Raw genomic sequence first — 18,678 nt, 5'->3', positions numbered from 1 at the left:
TGACCTTTATAGTTTAATTATATAGCGTTTGTTTTTAACTTTTTGTACCTCATCATTTAATAATTTTAAATCATTATGATTTGATTTTTTTATTAAATCTTTTTTTATAGAGTAATAAGACTTCAACTTTAATTCATTTTTTTTATTCAATTTTAGTTCAAAGCAGTATTCGCCAAAGTCCTTTTTAAATTTTACAACCCCTTTCTCAAGACCTAAAATTTTTATATTAGATGGAAAGCTTATATATAATTCGAAGCTATCTGAATAGGGATAATCTAGATAATAGTCTAAACCATTTGAATTATTTTCTAAAATATTATGATTTATTAATTTATCAATTGAAAAACTTACTAAACTATCATTTAAATATGTTAGAATATTGTTTAGTTTTCCTTTTGAATTAATTTTATAAGTATATGGTTTTTTATGACTTAACCTTATACTAATAATAGAATCAATTTGGATAGTATTATCTTTACCTTCAAATTCAAACATAGCATTATAATAGTTATTTGCATCTTCGTTGTTATTAATTTCATTTAAAAAACCTCTTAGTTCTGTTGACAAACCTCCTGACACTGTAAAACGAGATTTAAAAGTAATTTGCTTATCAATTATATCAACTTTACTAAATATAATTTGGTTAATTCTATTATAAACTGAATTCATACCAGGCAAAGTAATTTTTGCAATTGAAACAGAATCTACTTTGGCTAATTGTAAATCTCTTGATATGAATTTACTTTTTTTGGTTTTTACTTTTAAACTAGGTTTAACTAAAACAGCATTAGTGTTATATAAAGAAGTAGGGATTTCATCAATATTATACATAAATGTTTCATTATGAGGGTATAAAAAATTTATTGAACCTTTTTTGTTCTCGAAAGCAAAAAAGATATGGTCAAATTCTCCTTTTCTGATATAATCATAATCAATCACTCCTGATCTTTTACTTTTAGCAAACACAGCCCAATAATCAATTTCTAAGTCTTCTAAAACTTGTCTATAAAACCTTCTTATACTTATTGGGTCAAATTTCTTTTTTTTAAGAAAATAACCACTAGATTTTATAAATTCTTCTTGTAGTGGAGTGTTTATAGTAAAGTTTCTGAGAACTTCATTATACAATAAATTAAATTTATAATATTTTGAGCTATCTTTTGCTTTTCCAATTATTCTTCTTTTCCACCTTTTATAGTAGGATGATTTCTCAAGATCAAGTTTCATTGGCTGAGTAAGAATATTGAATTCATCATTATAAACATCTTTCCAAGTTCTAAACTCAGTTTCTTTTTTTTCTAATGAGTAGTATAAATATGGTAATTCACATGGTAGACAACTATACTTATTTTCTTTAAATCCTTTTACACTGTCTAAAGTAAAACCAAGATATACAAGAGTATCATTACTTATAACTTGAGGTTCAGGAAAATTATTATAAGGTTTATATCTTACTAATAAATCTGGTTTAGTTTTAATTGTATATTGAGTGTTTTTGCTTGGTAAATTTTTGTGTAAACTAGCATAAGCTAGTAAGTTAGATTCTCTTAAATTCTCAAAAAACACGTAAGATGTTTCAATGGTATCTCCAGGTTCAACAGCAGGAATAGGATAGTTTATTTCATTAAATTTTTTATTTTTTGAGGTGTTTTTAAAAACTAAACTAGAATCAAGTTCTATAATTGTACCATTAGATTTAAGAGTTTTGACTTTAATGCTTTGAATGTGGTTGCTTGTGTAATTATCTAATTTTAAAAAAGCATAATTTTCTACACCATTTGAGTTATTTACTACTAATTTGTTATTTATAGAAGTATATTTTTTATACCTTCCCCAGTTTTTTACATAAGTAACATCAGTGTAAAAGTGAGAATAATAAGCATCAGAATTTCTACAAAGTAATTCAAATGAATCTTGAGATTGATTAATTTTTATAAAACCAAAGCAAAAAATGCAGATTGAAAAAATAGTTAGACTAAAGCTTTTTTTTCTTGAATATAATTGGCTCATTTATTATTTTTTTAAATGATTTTAAGATTTCATTTGTTATATTAATATTGTTTTTATTTATAAAAACATCATTAAAAATAAAATCGTACTCTAATAAAATTTCTAAACTAGAAATTGACTTTATTTTTAAAGAAAAAGATATTTCTTTTTCTTTAAAAATATATTCTTTAGGCTTAAAAAGTACAATAGGTTCATCAATTTTAATTCTAACTTTTACTTTTTTATAGAAAGGAGATTTAATATATGTGCCAACCAATAGACTTTCTCTGTTTTGAGTTTCCATTAATTTTGGTAAAAAATCTATGAATAAATATTTATTTAAATCATCATTAAATGTTTTCCCACTTATTTTAATATCTCCTTTAAAACTTAGCTTTTTTAATTTATTAGAAAAAGTTAAATTGGAAATTGATTGGTTACCAAAAATTTCTTCAAAATGTGGTTCTATAAAATTTTTAAAATCTTTTTCATACTTAAGTAGTCTTTGTAGGTAATTATCTGTTATACCATAATAGTTTATTTTAAAAGAACCATCTAAAAGAAGTTTTTTTGATTCTAATTTTAAACTCATTTGATAATCTATTATATTTTGTTTGGGATCAAAGCTTTTGGCTTCTATAAATTCGCCTCCATTTGAATTAACTATTAAAATTGTTCTTCCTTGTAAACTTTGTACAGGAGTTTCTTGGATATGTATTGGGTCTGTAGGGTCTAATAATATTTTATTTTTATCTATATATGCTATACAAATTACATGATTTGCAGAGCTTAATGAAGGGAAATCACAATCACTTGTATGGTCAAATGTAGCAGCTAAAGCAATATCACTATCAATGCCTTTATACTTTAATGCTTCAGATAAAAAGTTTGAAAGATCTTTACAATCTCCTTGTTTATTTGTAAAAACTTCATTAGCATGAGATGGGATAAAAGCTCCCATTCCAATTTCAATAGCTACATACTTAAAATTGTTTTTCACATAGTTGTATATGATATCTAATATTTCGTATTTATTAGTTGTATTAGCAGTAAGTTCGTCTATTTTTGATTTTGAAGAATAACTTAGTCCTCTTTTAGAAGTGATGTTTTTATAATACCAATTGTTCATATATTTAAGAGGTTCTTCTTTGAATTTATTGGGTACTACTATTGTTTTCATTAATGGAACTTCAATTTTTTTGTATATTCCAAAAAATTGAAGGGGGTCATGAACTATTTTTTTAGGTATTACTTTTAAATTCCAAATTGAGTTATAGTCAGTCATAATAGAATCAATTGAATAAAATTCTAGTGACTCTTTCTGTATTGTTTTGTATGATAAATTAAATTTATTTGGGATTTTAATTTGATATTTTAGAGTATCAATTTTATTATATGAAAAAAAATGTATGCTAGAGAAATACATTAATTCATTGCAACTAACTTGATATTTTAGAAGGATTTCTCTATTTTTTGGTATTTCAATAGTTTTAATTTTTTTACTAGCAATATATTCTAATTTTACATCTTCCTCATGAATTTGCAATTTTTTTATTTTCTTCATTCTCTTCCCTTTTATAGTATAAAGTTGAATATTAGAAATTTTTTCTAATTCTGTATCATAAAAGATAGGGTAGACACGAGTAACGTTACTTTTCTTAAATTTAATAGTGATTTCTCTTAAGAATGATGAATCTTTTTTAACCTCAATTTTTTCTTTTTTTAAACCTATTTGGATGTCTTGTCCATAAAAAATGATATTAAAAAATATTAAGGTAAATAATAATAAAAAATGTTTTAAGTATTTCAAAATGCAATTTAAGGAGGCAGTAATTTAAAATGCAATATATTATTTCATATCCGTTTTTTAAAAAAAAGAGCTATTTATTTTAAAAAAGATATATACTCACTAACTATAATTTTGATAAAAAAGACTAAAATCTAATAAATACTTATTATTTAAATAATCACTCTACTTCAACTCCATTTTTATAAGTTGTTATACCAGTAAGTTTTCCATTTTCATCATAATTTTTCCAAGTTCCATTTCCGTTTTTTAAAGTACCTTTTTCCAAAGGGTTTCCTTCTTTGTCAAACATAATTAATACTTCCCAACGTAAACCTGTATAAATGCCTTTTTCACTATATTTATAAACTACAGATTGTTTTAATTGTCCATTTTTATAATACCAATTTGCAACTCCATCTCGTACACCATTTTTCATTTTTGCTGTATGCTGTAATTGGTTACTATTTGGATGATACGTTTTATAAATACCAGTTCCATCTTTTAACGTTCGTTTTCCATTTTCATTATAAGTTTCCATTATTCTCCATCGTCTATTATTTTTGAATATCTGAAAAGCTTTAATTTTACCATTTGGATAATAAAATGTTCTTGAAAAATTTTCATCATTTTTATGGTTACTGGTGTAAATTTTAATTTCTTCTTTATCGTAAGTTGTCCAAATACCAATTTTTGTTTTACTTTTATTGTCTCTGTAGCCTTTAGATTTTATAGTTCCATTTTTATACTTTACAATCACTAAAGTTTTACCTGTATTATCTTTATTACTTTCAGAGTTTTTAAACCCTAAACCTTCTCCTTCTTTAATTAAGTACTTTTTAAAAGCTTTTGCATACTTACCTAATGGTTTTAATTTCTCATCTGTTGTATAAGAGTTAAAAGCATCAGAAAGTTCATAATCGCCAGTTTCTTTCATATATGAAAACTCTAAGGCACTGTAGAAAATATCTATTTTATCATTTAAACTTAAATCTTCAAAATCAGAAAAGTTTAGCAACCATTGTAGTTCAGGGCTATTTAATTTACCTGGAATATTCTTTATTAGTTTATAGAGTTTATAATTTCTTTTGGATGTTGGTGTGTTTAAAAAAATACGATGCAATTCATCATAACCACAAAAAATATCATCACAACCCATTTTTTTTAAGTTGGCATAAAAATTATCAATATCAGAATTCTCTCTTTTTAATAATTTTTCAGAAATTTCTAATACATTAGTATTATCTCCAGTTTTCTTTTCTAAAATTTCGCCATCGCTATTAAACCAGATAAATGCAGGGTAATTTTTTATGCCATTCTGTTTCATGAAATTATATACGTCTTTAATATAAAAATTTCCATAAACAAAGTTTTTATTTAATAAATTGACTAGACTATTTTTAGATGACCAAGTGTCTGATTTTGATACTTTAAAAGAAGCATTATAGAATTTTTGACAAATAACTTTATCTGAGTCGCAAACAAATGCTAAAGCTATAGTATTTTTATTTTTGGCTTCTTTAATTAAATCTTTTAAAGAACCAGAAAACCATTGCATTTTATCATTTGAATCTATGTTGTATTTATATTTTGGGGTATTAGAAACCACTTTTCTTGTTTCCCAAAACTTGTAGTAGTAAGTTGTAAACTTTTCTAATTGAGGTATGTATGAGTTTGACAAGGATTTTAAATCTTGTTTTTCTATTGCCTCACAAGAAGATATTTTATTTTTATAGCTTTTCATTTTAGCTATATATTCATTAAATGCTTTTATTCCATTATTGTATCTAGTAATATATAAGTTTCTAGAATAGTTGTTTGAAGCGCTGTTAATTCCTTTTTTATCTTCTTGATTACTTTTTTTTGTTTTTAAAGCTAAATCCCTATAGAAATAGAAACTTTTAATGTAAGGTTTACACGCTCTAAATATTTTTTTTCCATTAAAAGTTGTTGTTATTCTATATATTTTTCTGTTACTCTCTAAAAACTTTTCAACCTCTCTTTCTTTATTGTATTGTTTCGTTATCTTTTCTATAAAAGATGCAGGAATATTAAAATCTTTAGGAATTATAATTTTCGTAAATTTTTCATAATCTATATCATATTGACAAAAAATGGGTAAACTAAGAAAAATGATTATAAGAGAAAAAAGTGTTTTTTGCATAAAGTTTTTATGTTGAGAAAAATAAACCTAAATATATGAAATAGTTATTTGTTAGAATGAATATACTAATTGTTAAGGAATTTATTTCCTCACAGCAATCATCATATGAGGACTAAAAGGTAACAAATACTCATCATTTTGAGTGATTTTTTGCAGTTCTTTTAGAGTTTTTGACTTTTTTTTATCTAACATATTTGCAAAATATTCGCTGTCTAGCCAAATTAAACTTTCTACAGCAAATAAGTTGATGAACTCTAAATCTTGTTCTAAAAATTCCTTTTTTAGCTCTTTTGGTTTGTGATAATATGCATCTGCCAACAGAAAAGGAAAATCTTTTGGAGCATTATGTATTCCTGTAGTTAATTCTTCTTTACACATCTCAAAAAATGAATTGGCGTGAATCATTCCATTTAGTAAACCAACTAAAGTAGAGGCAGTGTAATTAATTGCGAAACCTAAAATAATTCCGCCTTTTTTTAAAACTCTTTTGGCTTCTAAAATAGCAGTAATTCTATCTTCTTTTTTTTGAAGATGATACAAAGGGCCGTGTAAAATAACTAAATCAGCACTTTCGTTTTGATAAGGTAACTTTTGAGCAATACCTTTAGTAACAGAAAAAGGATTCTTTAATTTTTTAGCTCTTTTTTCTGCAAGTTTTATATGTTTTAAAACTGGTTCAATTAATTGAACTTTGTGACCACTGTTTGCTAACCACTCACTGTATTTTCCTGTACCACCACCAACATCAATAATTGTAGAATTAGTTATAGAAATATGAAGTTCTATAAGTTCTTTTATTCGTTCAAACTCAAAAATTCCCATACCTTTTTCAAGACGGGTTTCTTCTGATGCTTTATTGTAAAAATCTTCTAATTCTTTGCTAATTAATTTTTTATTTTTCTCTTTCATTTCCAAATCGATTCATTTTACAACCACAATTCTTGCAAGTATTACCTCCCCAAAGTATTTCTGTCCAACCTTTAGGTTTTCTAATGTTGGGTTGTTCTATTCCAGATATTGGGCAGAATGTTGTTTTTAGGTTTATTTTTAGTTTGTTATGTTTGAAGATGCTCATTATTTTAAAATTTTATCAAGTAAAATGCATCTTTAATAAAAATAACTCATTTTTTGATGATTTTGTGAACACTATATGAGTTTTCAATTTTTAGTTTTAAAAAATAAATTCCTGTGGGTAAATTTTGAATATCAATTTTTAAATTTTCAATCTTAATGCCATCAATTTTACTACCTAATACATCATATATTTTAGTAGATTCAATTTTTTTAGTTGTTTCTATTTTAATGAAATCTGTTGAAGGATTTGGATGAATCTTAACAATATTAATGTTTTCATCTTTAATAGATAAAGTAGTAGGAGTAAATTCCCAAAATTCAATTCCATTGATTCCATTATTAGCTCTAAAATATATTTTATTATTAAATTTAGTAAAATTATAAGCATTTGAACTTTCAGATCCGGGATTTATATCTGATTCCATTTTAGCAGTTACACCATCACAACTCCAAATTTCGTAACCATTGATATTGTTAGTTGCAGAGAAATAAAAGTTATCATTTAAAGTTTCAAAAAACCTAGGTGTAGAACTACTTCTACCAGGACTTATTTCTATTATTGTTGGTTGGTTTATACCATCGTATTTCCAAATTTCACTACCAAATTCTTCTTTTGAAGCTGTAAAGAAAAGAGTGTTATTTAATTTTGCTCTTGGAACAGGAAAAGAGTTTTCGGCACCAGTATTTAAGTCAATTACCATTTCAGGATCATTGCTTCCATCATAAGCCCAAAGTTCTTTTCCATTAATTCCATTGTTTGCACTAAAATATAACTTATCACTTACTACCATTAAATATCTTGGTTCTCCATCATTACTACCAATATTTATATCGAAAAGTAATGAAGGAGGATTTATAAAATCATACACATACAATTCTTCTCCATTAACTCCGTTATCTGCCATAAAATACATTTTATTTTTAAATAGAGTTAAATATTGTGGATTAGAACTTAAAGCTCCAGAATTAATATCAGCTATTAGAGTAGAGGTATTTGTGCCATCAAATTTGCATAATTCATTTCCCTTATCTGAACTATAACAATTGTAATAAAGCTCATTATTATGAATTAAATAAAAGCGCTTTCTACCAAAACCAACTGCAGATTCTGTAGGAGTATTTATACCATCATATTTATAGCTTTTTCCTACTCCATTATCTGAAGCAATAAAATATAATTGTTCATTATATACTGCAGCAAATTCTAAAGTTGGATTATTGAAATTTAGAAAAATTAATGATAAAGTAGGCTCTCCAATACCATTATATTCAAAAATACCTTTTTCTGTAAAACCACTATTATCAATATACTTTGCTTCAAAATATAATTTTCCTTTAAATTCAATAAAATTATCAGGTTCAGAATCTGTTATACCAGGATACAAATCTGATACCAATCTTACTTGAGAGAAAATAGAACTGGAAATAAGTAAAATAAAAATTAAATTTTTTATTAATTTAGGTTTAGACATATTCATAAGAATATTTAATTTTATAGTAAACCAAATTTAGTTAAAAGTAAATTAACTACAATCTTACTTTTCTTGAATTTCTCCAAACTTATGGCAGTTTACCGTTTTTATATTTACTTTGAGTTTATTGTGTTTGAATATGCTCATTTGTTTTAAAAAGTAAGCTCTTGATTTCACAAGAATGACAGAACTATAATTAAGATTTTAAATGTTTCTTAAAAAAAGCGATGGTTCTTTCCCAAGATAATTCTGCAGCTTCTTCATCATATCTAGGTGTTGTATTGTTATGAAAACCATGATTTACTTCTGGGTAAAAATGAGCCACATGTTCAATATTATTCGCTTTTAAAACTTTCTCAAAAGCTGGCCAACTCTCATTTACTCTTTTATCTAAACCAGCATATTGTAATAATAATGGAGCTTTAATTTTTACAGCATCTTCCTTTTCAGGTTGCCTTCCATAATAGGGGACAGCAGCAGCTAAATCAGGAATTTTTACAGTCATCATATTAGCAATCCAACCACCAAAACAAAAACCAACTACGCCTACTTTTCCATTACAGTTTTTATGGTTTTTTAGATAATTATAACCAGCAATAAAATCTTCTAACATTTCATTTCTGTCTCTCTTTTTTTGCATGGCTCTTCCATCATCATCATTTCCTGGATAACCTCCCAAAGGGGCCAACGCATCTGGAGCTAGAGTTATAAAATCTTCTAAAGCTGCTCTTCTACCAACGTCTTTAATATACGGATTTAAACCGCGATTTTCGTGGACAACAAGAACTCCAGGTAGTTTTCCTTTTCTATTAGTAGGAGTAGAAAGTAAGCCATTCATTTTTTTTCCACCTTTTGGAGATTCATAATGAATTGTTTCCGATTTCAACCTTGGGTCATCTGGTTGTACCAAAATTGCATCTTTATAATTAGGAGAAATAAAACTTAATAATGCTGGTAAAGTTATGGTACCAACTGCAAATAAAGATAGTTTTTGTAGAAACTGTTTTCTGTCTATTTTATTATGTGCATAATCATCATACAAATCAAAAACTTCTTGGCTAATATCTTCTTTTTTAAGTTTTTTCATTTAAATATGGTTTTTTAGTGATACCAAGATAAATAAATATGAAGAATTACTTCGTTAAATTAATTACAAATTTTACAATCTTCTTTATCTTGAATTTCGCCAACCAAATTTCCATTTTCATTCATCACAAAACCACAACAATCCATAAAACCTTGAGCGATTAATTTTCGTGCACGTTGAATTTGAGATTTGGTGGTAGATAAAGTTTGATTTAATTGTTTTGCAACTTCTTGTTGTTTTAAGCCTTTTATATCAGAAAGAAATAGGGGAGTTCTATATTTTTTTGGAAGCGTATTTAAAATACCACGTAAGCAATCCTGCTCTGTATGTTGGTTTTTATTAATTTCTGATTTGGTTTCAATTTCTAAATCAGCAATTTCAAAAGTTTTATTGGTTGCTTTCCAATAATCTAAAATAGAATTTCGAGCAATTGTAAAACACCAAGATTTTAGTTTGCTTTCATCTTTTAAAGTATGTAATTTTGTATGGATTTTTAAAAAAGTGTCTTGCAAAATATCATCAGCAACTGTGGTGTTTTTTACTTTGCTAACGATAAATTTTTGCAAATCTAAATGATACGTATTCCAAACTTTGTGAGTTGTCATAACTATATAAATCTTCTTGTTTCTTTCTGGTAATTTGTATAATAAACACCATGTTGTTTTGTTAAAAAGTCCTCTTCTAGTCGAATTTGAATTTGAATTAGCACATACCCTAAAATTAAAAACATTAATGTTAGGGAGTTAGGTAATGCAAGAAATAACCCTAAAAGGCTTACAATTAGTCCCAGAAAAATAGGGTTTCTTGAAATTTTGAATAAACCAGTTTTAATCAAATCTGTTTTCATTGCAGTATCTATTCCTATTCTCCAAGAATCTTTCATATTATTTTGTGCAATAACTGTCCATATCAATGAAATTAATAACAAGCCAATTCCAATTATTTTTAAGACCTTATTTTCTAAAAATTGGATAGTTAAAAGGTTTTCAAAGATATTTGGGAATATAGAAAATGCTAAAACATACAAAAAAATACAAATAATGGTTACTTTAAAATAGAGCCCAATAATTGCATAAGCTGTATCATCTTTTGGTAATACTAAAGGATTTTTACCTATTTTTTTTCCTGTAACAATTGTTTTTAATAGAAAAACAATTCCAAAATAAATTAAGAAATAAATAGGAAGACTAACTTGTAATAAATATTCCATTTTTTATGAATACACTATTATTAAAAATAAAGTAATCTTTTATTTAATTAAATATTAGATTACTTTACTGTTTATAATTACTATTTTTAACAATTACAATTGCTACAAGTACAGTTTGTACATGTACAATTTTTACAATCTCCTGTTTTGCAACCTTCACAGTTACAAGTACAATTATTATTTTTCATGATATTTATTTTTAATGTTCATACAGTAGACAAACAAGTCTTAAAAAAGATGCAAAATTTTTAATTTTTTTTATCATCGACCTTGAGTAAAAATCTTAAATTAAGCTAAATGATTCATTTACTCTAATTTTAAGATCCAAAATAAAGATTTTTCGACTACACTATGTTACGTTTAAAATGACAAACAAAATGTTATTTCGACCTTGAGGAGAAATCTTAATTTTTAGTTATAAATTCATCTCCTTTAATAAAATTCATTTAAAAGACAGATTTATTTCGATTTTGCACCCACAAAATAATCTGACTTTACTTTAAACAACACATTAAAGGTGGTTAAACTTCCATAAATTCTAGTAATATATTGTTGCAAATCTATTTTATCTTGGTCGTCTAAAGTTTTACTTGAATTTATTTTTTGTTCCATCACACGAATTCGATCTCTTACCATAACTATTTTATGAAAAAACGTATCAATGGGAATTTCTTTGTTTGATAAATTTGAGTCAGCTGGTTGTAATACTAATGTACCTCTTTTCCATTTGTCTGCAATGGGTGCAATTTCTGTAACATCAGACCATTGTCTTAAAATATTCTTCAGGCTACTTTCTACGTCTATAAAAGAAACTGAATCTACTTCATTTTCTACAGCTTCAATGGTTTCAAATTCTTCATTTAAAGGGATAGTTTCCAATCCATTTTCTTGAAAAGTTACCCAATATTGTTTGCTATCTACATTTGTAACGACTCCAAAACCATACTCATTATGATTAATTCTTGAGCCTATTCCTAATAATTTCATTTAATATTTAATTTTAGATTCCTGTTTTTACAAGAATGATAGTTTAACTGAAACTTGAGGCAAACCTTCAAGAGTCTTATTTCTAAATGAAAGTACAAAAACCATATAGGTTTTCAAAACCTGATGGGGTTTAAAATTTGTAAATTTAAATTATTTTATTTTCAATAATTATTGAAAGTTTAAAAAGATATTGTATATTTGCTGTATGGAATTAAATGAAGCAAAAAATAAATACATTCAAACTTGGGGAAGTTTAGCAACTTCTTGGAGCATTAACAAAACCATGGCACAAGTACATGCATTATTATTAGTTTCTACCAAGCCACTTTCTGCAGAAGATATTATGGAAGAATTACAAATTTCTCGTGGAAATGTAAATATGAATGTAAGAGCTTTGATTGATTGGGGAATTGTTACTAAAGAATTTGTAGTAGGAGAGCGTAAAGAGTTTTTTGTGGCAGATAAAGACATTTGGGAATTGTTCAAACAAATTACAAAAGAGCGTAAAAAACGTGAAATTGAACCTGTTTTAAAAGTGTTGGACGAATTGCAACAAGTGGAGGATTCTACAGAAGATGGAGAACAATTTAAGAAAGTATTAGCAGATTTATCTTCTGTAACCACAAAAGTGAATTCCATGTTAGAAAAAGCGATAAAAGCTGATGAGCATTGGTTATTATCTAACTTTACAAAAATGATAAAAAAGTAAAAAAATTTACAAACAAACTTTCAAATATTTCTGAAAGTTTTAAATATTTAGGCTTTGAAAACTAATACATCAATTACAGTTTGGATTAATAGAATTTTAATGACTCCTTTTTTAGTTTCTCTAGTTGTAGGATTATTCGATAATGATTTTTTCTTTTACTCTTTATTATTAGCTTTTGTTTTAGGAATATTTCACTTGCTTTCCCTGTTAGTTTCAGCTATCGACTATCATATGATAGATATGAAATTTAGAAAATATATGAAGGTGTATTTTATTTTTGTTTTAATTTATTTTACAGTTTTTTTTATTTTTTTTAAATATTCAAGCTTTATAAAAAGTGATTTTTTATGTTTTATTTTTAGAATAGTACCTGTTTTATTATCCCTTTTTTGGACATATATTTTAGAATCTATAAAAAAGTAATGATGAAGGGACTATATTATATCAATTTGATTTTCTTTTTATTGGCTGTTTTATGTTTTTTTATAAATCCTCTTGTTGGTGTGTTTTCTTTAATGCCTCTTGGATTTATTCAAGTTGTTACTGGATTGTATTATGTTACAAAACGAAATGTTATCAGTTTTAAAAATCAAAAATTAATAGCTATTTATTTTATGTTAATTTTTGGCTTATTTATTTTAGGCGTTATTATAAGCATTTTACCAAGTAATTTTAAGTTTTTAGCTGAGTTTTTAGTTGTGTTACCGCCTTTAATTCCTATATATTTTCTTTTTGTTTGCTACAGTTTTTATAGAGAAAGTATTAACAGGAAAAACGAATAGACAAAAAATAATTTAATTATAATTACGGATATTATGAGAACGTCAATAAGAACAATATCAAATTTTAAAGAGAATTTAGAATCAAAATCAGTAAAAGAAGAAGTAGTAGATTTCTATAATAACGCAACAGAAGATTATGAGTTTTGGAGCAAAGATTTTAATATGCATTTTGGATATTATATTCCATTTAAGACAAGTTTTTTAAAAAGAGATACAATGTTAAATCAGATGAATGCACATTTATTTTCATTTTTAGATATAAAAAATAAAAAAAAGCATATAGTAGATTTAGGCTGTGGAGTTGGAGGAACTATGAAATATGGTATTAAAAACTTTTCAAAACTCGCTGTAACTGGCTGCTCAATTTCAGATGTTCAAGTAAAATTTGGAAATCAATTTTTAAACTCAAAAAGAGCAACTATTTTTAATAGAGATTATAATGATACTAAATTTACAGATAATTATTTTGACGGAGCAATTGCTGTTGAAAGTTATTGTCATTCAGGTTGTACTTATAAAACTTTAAAAGAGACGTATAGAATTATAAAGCCAGATTCAAAAATTATAATAGCAGATGCTTTTATTAAAAAGGATAGAAATGAAATGAATTTTTTATCAAGAATAGTGTATAAAGGTTTATGTGATTCTTGGAGTTTAGAGAAATTAGGAAATATTATTCAAGTTAAAAAAGATTTAGAAAAATTAGGTTTTGGAGATATAAGCATTAAAAATATTTGGTATCGAGTTGCACCTTCTGTTTTACATGTTCCTTTTGCGATTTCTGGATTTATTTTAAGAAAATTACTTAAAAATAAGCCCTTAGAAAAAGATAGTATCCAAAACATGAAAGGTTCTTTTTATGCTTTACTTACAAGTTTATGTATGCAAGATTATGGTTATTATATAATTACAGCTAAAAAGTAATTTTAAGTTAAGTAAGGTGTTTTTTTAAAGTACTTAAAATGAATTCAGTAATTTTGCCACACAAATAAAAAAAAATGAAAAGAAAATCAGTTGTATTCATCGCCCTTTTAATAGCAGTAGTTAGTTTATTTTCCTGCAAAGTAAACAAGCAATATGTTCAGTATATTTCTAAAAAAGAGGAAATTAAAACACCAGAAACCAAATCTGTAGTTGTTTTTGCAACTGATGATGTAAGGGTTAATGAATTCAAAAAGACGTATGAGAAAAATTTCCCAGAAAAAGGAGATTTTACCTTAAATTTTATGAAGGAGTTTTCTAAAAAAGGACTTGCCAATAATCTCTTTTCTAAAATTTTAATAGATAGCAATAGTTTTAAATATGAAGATGTAAATACAGAAAATGCTGACTATGTAATTTATTTTTCAAATTTTGAAATTGCAAATAGAGTGGAGTGGAGTAATACAGGAGGATTGGGTATGAATGGTGTTGGTGGAATGAACTCTACAACCTCTGTTGAGTATTGTGTTATAAACGTAAAAGTAGAAATTTACGATGCAAAGAACAGTAAAGAAATTATAGACTTTGTAGTTATAGGAGAAGAATCTGTTTTTATGTTCGATTTTACAAAAACATTTAATAAAGCCAAAGAAAGAGCTGTAGATCATATCATTAATTACTTAAAATCTGGTAAAACAGAGTACAAGAAGTATTAAGTTTTAAATATTTAAAACGTATAGATTTCTCTTACTATTTTCTGGATTTATTTGAGTATTATTTTTTTGATGATTTATTTTCAGTAGAAAGACCTCACAGGTTTTTAAAACTTATGAGGTCTGGATTTATAATTAAAAGTTACCTCCCAAAAGCATTGTAAGTGATTTACAAAGAATTTCATAAGAAATTCTTGTTCTCTAGATACTTGCTTTCGCAAGCATAAGCGACCTCTAAAGTTTTTTTACAAAAACTAAGAGTTTGTAGATGTCTGTTTTTCAAAGGTATAAGTTATTTACAAAGAATTTCTGATGAAATTTTGGTTCTCTGCTTACATGTTTCTCCTATATTGCCCTCCAACTTTAAACAAAGCTTCCGTAATTTGCCCTAAAGAACACACTTTTGTGGCTTCCATTAGCTTATCAAATAAGTTTTCATTTTGTATAGCAGCTTCCTGTAAAATGGCAATTTGCTCCACAACTTTTTTAGGGTTTACTTTGTTTAATAATTCTTTAGTCTGAATTTGGAATTGCTTCTCTTCTTCAGTGGCACGAATAACTTCTGCTGGTTGCACTGTTGGCGAACCTTTAGAGCTTAAAAATGTGTTTACACCAATAATAGGGAACTCTCCAGTGTGTTTCAACGTTTCATAATACAAACTTTCTTCCTGAATTTTAGAACGTTGGTACATGGTTTCCATCGCTCCTAAAACACCACCTCTTTCTGTAATTCTATCAAATTCTAGTAAGACAGCTTCTTCCACTAAATCCGTTAATTCTTCAATAATAAATGCACCTTGAATTGGGTTTTCGTTCTTTGTTAATCCTAATTCTTTGTTGATGATTAATTGAATAGCCATTGCTCTCCTTACAGATTCTTCAGTTGGAGTTGTAATGGCTTCATCATAAGCATTTGTGTGTAGGGAATTGCAATTATCATTAATAGCATACAAAGCTTGCAGTGTAGTTCTAATATCATTAAAATCGATTTCTTGTGCGTGTAAAGAACGTCCAGAAGTTTGAATATGATACTTTAGCATTTGTGCTCTAGAATTGGCTCCGTATTTGTTTTTCATCGCTTTTGCCCAAATTTTACGAGCAACTCTTCCAATTACTGAATATTCTGGATCAATTCCGTTTGAAAAGAAAAACGATAAATTAGGACCGAATTTATTAATATCCATTCCACGACTTAAATAATACTCCACGTATGTAAATCCGTTAGAAAGCGTTAATGCCAATTGTGTAATTGGGTTGGCACCAGCTTCTGCAATATGATATCCAGAAATAGAAACCGAATAAAAGTTTCTTACTTGTTTTTCAATAAAATATTCTTGTACATCACCCATTAAACGCAAAGCAAATTCTGTAGAAAAAATACAGGTATTTTGAGCTTGATCTTCTTTTAAAATATCTGCTTGCACAGTTCCTCTAACTTGGGCTAATGTGTCTTTTTTAATTTGTTGATATACATCAGAAGGTAACACCAAGTCTCCTGTTAAACCTAAGAGCATCAATCCTAAACCATTATTTCCTTCTGGCAATTCACCTTGATATTTTGGTCTTTCTAAACCTTTATCATCGTAAATTTCTTTGAATTTTGCTTCAACATCATCTTCTAAACCATTTTCTTTGATGTATTTCTCACAATTTTGATCAATGGCAGCATTCATAAAAAAGCCCAATAACATAGGTGCAGGACCATTAATAGTCATAGAAACTGATGTCATATTGTGGCTCAAATCGAAACCAGAATATAATTTTTTAGCATCGTCTAAACAACAAATTGAAACTCCTGCGTTTCCAATTTTACCATAAATATCTGGTCTGTGTCCAGGGTCGTTTCCATATAAAGTAACAGAATCGAAAGCAGTAGAAAGACGTTTTGCGTCCATGCCTAAACTCACATAATGAAAACGCCTATTGGTTCTTTCTGGGCCACCTTCACCAGCAAACATTCTTGTTGGGTCTTCACCTGTTCTTTTAAATGGATACAAACCAGCAGCATAAGGAAACTCTCCAGGAACATTTTCTTGTAAATTCCAACGTAATAAATCTCCCCAAGCTTGGTATTTTGGTAAGGCTACTTTTGGAATTTGAGAATGAGAAAGCGACTCACTGTGAGTTTGGATCTTAATTTCTTTATCACGAACCTTAAATGTATAAATTGGGTCTTTGTATTTTTTTACTTTTTCATCCCAATTTAAAATGATTTCCCAATTTAATGGATTAAAATTCAGTTTTACTTTTTCAAATTGCGCTAATAATAGTTTGACAAATTCTTTTTCGTCATTCTGAACTTGTTTCAAAATCTTATCTTCATCAAGTCCAGTTTTTACTAATAGAGATTTCTCGACTTCGCTCGAAATGACATTCGTAAGCGATAAGATTGTCTGATAAATTCCATATAATTTTTGAGCAACCACAACTTGCTCATTTACTTTTTTATCATAAGCTCTATTATTTTCTGCAATTTCAGATAAATAACGAACTCTACTTGGTGGAATTACAAATATCTTTTCAGACATTTCTTTCGTAATTTTCATTGATGATTTTAAATCTGCTCCTGTTTTTTCAACCAATTTATCCATAATACTTTTGTATAAAGTATTCATTCCAGGATCGTTAAATTGTGATGCAATTGTACCAAAAACTGGCATATCATCCATATGTACATCCCACAAATTGTTGTTGCGCATGTACTGTTTTTTTACATCTCTAATTGCGTCTAAAGCTCCACGTTTGTCAAACTTATTTATGGCAACTAAATCTGCAAAATCTAACATATCAATTTTTTCTAATTGAGTTGCTGCACCAAATTCTGGTGTCATTACATATAAAGAAGTGTCTGAATGTTCTATAATTTCGGTGTCCGATTGTCCAATTCCAGAAGTTTCTAAAATGATTAAATCAAACTCAGCAGCTTTTAAAACTTGTACAGCTTCATTTACATATTTAGAAAGGGCTAAATTAGATTGACGAGTAGCTAAAGAACGCATATAAACACGAGAATTGTTAATTGCATTCATTCGAATTCTATCACCTAAAAGTGCGCCACCTGTTTTTCTTTTTGATGGATCTACAGAAATTAATCCCACAGTTTTTTCTGGAAAATCAATTAAAAATCTTCGAACTAATTCATCAACTAAAGAAGATTTTCCTGCACCTCCAGTACCAGTAATCCCTAAAACTGGAGTTTTCGAATTTTTATTTTTCTGATGAATATCATCTAAAGTTTCTTTAGCAATTTCTGGAAAATTTTCTGCAGAAGAAATTACTCTCGCAATTTTACCAGCTTCTTTTTTAGATAAATCATCAACATTTACTTGTAAACTATCTCCAATAGCAAAGTCCGATTGTTTTGCCAAATCATTTATCATTCCTTGTAAACCTAACTCACGACCATCATCAGGAGAATAAATTCTTGTAATTCCATAATCCATTAATTCCTTAATTTCTTCTGGGAGAATTACGCCTCCACCACCACCAAAAATTTTAATGTGGCCAGCACCTTTTTCTTGTAATAAATCATACATATATTTAAAATACTCATTATGTCCTCCTTGGTAAGAAGTCATTGCAATGGCATTTACATCCTCTTGAATGGCGCAGTTTACTACTTCTTCTACAGATCTGTCATGACCTAAATGAATCACTTCTACACCTGTAGATTGAATAATTCTACGCATAATATTAATGGCAGCATCATGTCCATCAAAAAGAGAAGCAGCAGTTACAATTCTAACTTTGTGCTTAGGTTTGTAAGGAGTAATTTGTTCCATTC

The 18,678-nt window shown here is 27.2% G+C and carries 15 protein-coding genes; 4 read left to right on the top strand and 11 right to left on the bottom strand.

From position 1 onward, the window contains the following. Positions 1 to 6: 6 nt before the first annotated feature. The 10 genes from ACY2RW_RS13745 to ACY2RW_RS13700 all read right to left on the bottom strand — a co-directional run bounded on the left by ACY2RW_RS13745 (position 7) and on the right by ACY2RW_RS13700 (position 11,769). Positions 7 to 2,010: a DUF3857 domain-containing protein gene (locus ACY2RW_RS13745; protein WP_490123307.1), complete on the bottom strand. Its 2,004-nt coding sequence runs from the start codon at positions 2,008 to 2,010 to the stop codon at positions 7 to 9. After that, a complete protein-coding gene (locus tag ACY2RW_RS13740; RefSeq protein ID WP_490123306.1) occupies positions 1,976 to 3,799 on the bottom strand; it encodes a transglutaminase-like domain-containing protein in 1,824 nt (607 codons plus the stop codon). The genes ACY2RW_RS13745 and ACY2RW_RS13740 overlap by 35 nt, the downstream gene beginning before the upstream one ends. A gap of 157 nt (positions 3,800 to 3,956) precedes the next feature. Then, complete coding sequence (locus tag ACY2RW_RS13735; RefSeq protein ID WP_490123305.1) at positions 3,957 to 5,939, bottom strand: toxin-antitoxin system YwqK family antitoxin; 1,983 nt, start codon at positions 5,937 to 5,939, stop codon at positions 3,957 to 3,959. Between the two features lie 81 nt (positions 5,940 to 6,020). Then, on the bottom strand, positions 6,021 to 6,848 hold the full coding sequence (locus ACY2RW_RS13730; protein WP_490123304.1) for a class I SAM-dependent methyltransferase: 828 nt from the start codon (positions 6,846 to 6,848) through the stop codon (positions 6,021 to 6,023). After that, positions 6,832 to 7,014, bottom strand: a complete 183-nt coding sequence (locus ACY2RW_RS13725; protein WP_490123303.1) for a hypothetical protein — start codon at positions 7,012 to 7,014, stop codon at positions 6,832 to 6,834. Before ACY2RW_RS13725 ends, ACY2RW_RS13730 begins: the two co-directional genes overlap by 17 nt. A 46-nt stretch (positions 7,015 to 7,060) precedes the next feature. Next, positions 7,061 to 8,485, bottom strand: coding sequence for a T9SS type A sorting domain-containing protein (locus ACY2RW_RS13720; protein WP_490123302.1), 1,425 nt, complete (start codon positions 8,483 to 8,485; stop codon positions 7,061 to 7,063). Positions 8,486 to 8,681: 196 nt separating this feature from the next. Then, positions 8,682 to 9,572 carry a dienelactone hydrolase family protein gene (locus tag ACY2RW_RS13715; RefSeq protein ID WP_490123301.1) on the bottom strand — a complete coding sequence of 297 codons (891 nt, stop codon included), beginning with the start codon at positions 9,570 to 9,572 and terminating at the stop codon, positions 8,682 to 8,684. Positions 9,573 to 9,631: 59 nt separating this feature from the next. Then, positions 9,632 to 10,177: a sigma-70 family RNA polymerase sigma factor gene (locus ACY2RW_RS13710; protein WP_490123300.1), complete on the bottom strand. Its 546-nt coding sequence runs from the start codon at positions 10,175 to 10,177 to the stop codon at positions 9,632 to 9,634. Positions 10,178 to 10,179: 2 nt separating this feature from the next. Then, positions 10,180 to 10,782: a methyltransferase family protein gene (locus ACY2RW_RS13705; protein WP_490123299.1), complete on the bottom strand. Its 603-nt coding sequence runs from the start codon at positions 10,780 to 10,782 to the stop codon at positions 10,180 to 10,182. A 459-nt stretch (positions 10,783 to 11,241) separates the two neighbouring features. Continuing rightward, positions 11,242 to 11,769: a DUF8685 domain-containing protein gene (locus ACY2RW_RS13700; RefSeq protein WP_490123298.1), complete on the bottom strand. Its 528-nt coding sequence runs from the start codon at positions 11,767 to 11,769 to the stop codon at positions 11,242 to 11,244. 205 nt (positions 11,770 to 11,974) lie between these two features. On the opposite strand from ACY2RW_RS13700, the gene ACY2RW_RS13695 reads away from it, so the two are divergent. The 4 genes from ACY2RW_RS13695 to ACY2RW_RS13680 all read left to right on the top strand — a co-directional run bounded on the left by ACY2RW_RS13695 (position 11,975) and on the right by ACY2RW_RS13680 (position 14,897). Then, positions 11,975 to 12,478, top strand: coding sequence for a GbsR/MarR family transcriptional regulator (locus ACY2RW_RS13695; protein WP_490123297.1), 504 nt, complete (start codon positions 11,975 to 11,977; stop codon positions 12,476 to 12,478). A 422-nt stretch (positions 12,479 to 12,900) separates the two neighbouring features. After that, positions 12,901 to 13,260: a hypothetical protein gene (locus ACY2RW_RS13690; protein ID WP_490123296.1), complete on the top strand. Its 360-nt coding sequence runs from the start codon at positions 12,901 to 12,903 to the stop codon at positions 13,258 to 13,260. A 33-nt stretch (positions 13,261 to 13,293) separates the two neighbouring features. After that, positions 13,294 to 14,184, top strand: coding sequence for an SAM-dependent methyltransferase (locus ACY2RW_RS13685; protein ID WP_490123295.1), 891 nt, complete (start codon positions 13,294 to 13,296; stop codon positions 14,182 to 14,184). 74 nt (positions 14,185 to 14,258) lie between these two features. Next, the gene (locus ACY2RW_RS13680) at positions 14,259 to 14,897 is read left to right on the top strand and encodes a hypothetical protein (RefSeq protein WP_490123294.1); all 639 of its coding nucleotides are present in this window, start codon (positions 14,259 to 14,261) and stop codon (positions 14,895 to 14,897) included. Positions 14,898 to 15,226: 329 nt separating this feature from the next. On the opposite strand, the gene ACY2RW_RS13675 is transcribed toward ACY2RW_RS13680, so the two are convergent. Then, entirely contained in the window at positions 15,227 to 18,676 is a 3,450-nt protein-coding gene (locus ACY2RW_RS13675) for a methylmalonyl-CoA mutase family protein (RefSeq protein ID WP_490123293.1), read from the bottom strand. Positions 18,677 to 18,678 lie beyond the last annotated feature (2 nt).

The sequence above is a fragment of the Polaribacter sp. 2305UL8-11 genome, assembly GCF_058147165.1.
This window is presented reverse-complemented; position numbering and strand designations above follow the sequence as displayed.

Coding starts and splice junctions, on each gene's coding strand:
- ACY2RW_RS13745 (WP_490123307.1), bottom strand. CDS start 2,010: ATGAGCCAATTATATTCAAGAAAAAAAAGCTTTAGTCTAACTATTTTT.
- ACY2RW_RS13735 (WP_490123305.1), bottom strand. CDS start 5,939: ATGCAAAAAACACTTTTTTCTCTTATAATCATTTTTCTTAGTTTACCC.
- ACY2RW_RS13730 (WP_490123304.1), bottom strand. CDS start 6,848: ATGAAAGAGAAAAATAAAAAATTAATTAGCAAAGAATTAGAAGATTTT.
- ACY2RW_RS13725 (WP_490123303.1), bottom strand. CDS start 7,014: ATGAGCATCTTCAAACATAACAAACTAAAAATAAACCTAAAAACAACA.
- ACY2RW_RS13720 (WP_490123302.1), bottom strand. CDS start 8,485: ATGTCTAAACCTAAATTAATAAAAAATTTAATTTTTATTTTACTTATT.
- ACY2RW_RS13715 (WP_490123301.1), bottom strand. CDS start 9,572: ATGAAAAAACTTAAAAAAGAAGATATTAGCCAAGAAGTTTTTGATTTG.
- ACY2RW_RS13710 (WP_490123300.1), bottom strand. CDS start 10,177: ATGACAACTCACAAAGTTTGGAATACGTATCATTTAGATTTGCAAAAA.
- ACY2RW_RS13705 (WP_490123299.1), bottom strand. CDS start 10,782: ATGGAATATTTATTACAAGTTAGTCTTCCTATTTATTTCTTAATTTAT.
- ACY2RW_RS13700 (WP_490123298.1), bottom strand. CDS start 11,769: ATGAAATTATTAGGAATAGGCTCAAGAATTAATCATAATGAGTATGGT.
- ACY2RW_RS13695 (WP_490123297.1), top strand. CDS start 11,975: ATGGAATTAAATGAAGCAAAAAATAAATACATTCAAACTTGGGGAAGT.
- ACY2RW_RS13690 (WP_490123296.1), top strand. CDS start 12,901: ATGATGAAGGGACTATATTATATCAATTTGATTTTCTTTTTATTGGCT.
- ACY2RW_RS13685 (WP_490123295.1), top strand. CDS start 13,294: ATGAGAACGTCAATAAGAACAATATCAAATTTTAAAGAGAATTTAGAA.
- ACY2RW_RS13680 (WP_490123294.1), top strand. CDS start 14,259: ATGAAAAGAAAATCAGTTGTATTCATCGCCCTTTTAATAGCAGTAGTT.
- ACY2RW_RS13675 (WP_490123293.1), bottom strand. CDS start 18,676: ATGGAACAAATTACTCCTTACAAACCTAAGCACAAAGTTAGAATTGTA.